Genomic DNA, 1,724 nt, shown 5'->3' on the forward strand with positions numbered 1-1,724 from the left:
CTTGACATGGTAGGGGTCGTAGGTTCAATCCCTGCTGCGCCCACCATTCCTGTCGCAGAAAACTCCGATTTTTTAAGACATTCCCCTAAAATTTATTATCTGCATCTATCTATAATCATATGGATTCGTGCATATCTATCTGTGAAGAATCCGTGAAGTTTTTTTAGACCTCTGGGCCATGCTCCCACCAGTTGTTTATCTGGCCCTTGTAAGCATCTGGCATCAGCTTGGCATACCCAGTCACAGTTTTAACATCGCTCCAGTATGAAAGGGGATTTTCACCCCTCTCCGTTGTTGTTATCGGTGGAAGAAGGAACCAATCGCTAATCCTAAAGTATAAGGCAGTCTTCTCCTGCATGTCGGGCTTCAAATACAAAATTTGCGCTTCCGGAAAGCTGACATGGCAATAGTCCCCACCAAACAGGAAGACGACGACCAGCTCATCAAACTTCTTCTAAAGCCCATTCACTATAATAAAGAGCTGGCGTTCTGAATTATGATACAGCAGTCTGCATATCGGGGGAGATCAATATGAAAAAACTTGGTTTAATCGGCGGGACTGGTCCAGAATCCACGCTCATTTACTACAAGAAAATTGTTTATGGAGCCAACAAGCAGATCGGAAAAGAATTTTTTCCTAACCTGACGATAGAAAGCCTCAATGTTTTCAATGTTCTCAAATATTGCTCGGACAGAGACTATGATGGATTAACGCAGTATCTCGTTGGCGGCATCAATAATCTCATAGCAGCGGGCTGCGAGATCGTGTCTCTTACAGGAAATACGCCTCATATTGTTTTTGATGCCTTACGTGAACACTCTTCTGTACCGCTTATAAGCATTATCGAAACAACGCGCGATGAAGCCAAAACACAAAATGTGAAAAAATTAGGTCTGCTGGGCACCCGTTTTACCATGGAAGAGGACTTCTTCAAGAAACCCTTCAGAGAAGTCGGAATAGACGTAGTGATCCCCGCAGGACGTGACTTTGATTTCGTGGTGGAAAAAATTTCAGCTGAACTGGAACATGGAATAGCTAAGCCGTCAACGCAGGCTGAATTTTTGAATATTATTCAAAGGATGATTATTCAATCCGGCATAGATGCTGTTGTTCTTGGATGTACAGAACTGCCACTTCTTTTTAACGATGTCACGCTCTCGATTCCATGCCTGGATACGCTCGAAATTCATTCAAAAGCACTTCTGTCTTCTATAAAACTATAGAAATATTCATAAGGTTTATGAGAGAAAGACTAAATTTTCATTATCAGCAATCGATATTATCTTTTCAAATCTGATAAAAGTAATTTTCCAGTTTGAACAGGGAACGTCTTACTCTCAATACTTTATCCTGAGATTGATCTGAACGTCTGCTTTTAATTCCATCTTCCAGAAAATAGACATTCCGCTTCCTCCTAAGTCGCTAATCGGCTTAAAGAGGCGATTGCCTCACGTGCGTATTGTGCGCTTCTTCACTTGTCAGCCGACATGAGCATCACGGCCTTTTGCATCCAAGTTGGACCGGTTACCAAAAAACTGTATTGCCTTGAGATAATAGATTGCCAAGATGCTGAAACACTAAATGCTTTCATTGATAAGAACAGGTAATGGATAGTAACTACGTAACAAATATGGAACGACTGAACGGCATCATGTGGCATCTAGGCTCAGGACTCATTCTTTGAGATAGAAGATGAAGCTTGCAGCGATATGGATTGCGGACA

The 1,724-nt window shown here is 41.9% G+C and carries 1 protein-coding gene; it reads left to right on the forward strand.

Annotated features, from left to right (window positions below; all coding sequences use genetic code 11):
* The first annotated feature begins 531 nt into the window (after positions 1-531).
* A complete protein-coding gene (locus HK25_RS11410) occupies positions 532-1,224 on the forward strand; it encodes an aspartate/glutamate racemase family protein (protein WP_086636290.1) in 693 nt (230 codons plus the stop codon).
* Positions 1,225-1,724: the final 500 nt, after the last annotated feature.

The organism is Acetobacter sp. DsW_059, from assembly GCF_002153695.1.
Taxonomy (GTDB): Bacteria; Pseudomonadota; Alphaproteobacteria; order Acetobacterales; family Acetobacteraceae; genus Acetobacter; species Acetobacter thailandicus.

Bases quoted from the DNA above. Each gene is read 5' to 3' on its own strand.
- HK25_RS11410 (WP_086636290.1), top strand. From the start codon at position 532: ATGAAAAAACTTGGTTTAATCGGCGGGACTGGTCCAGAATCCACGCTC.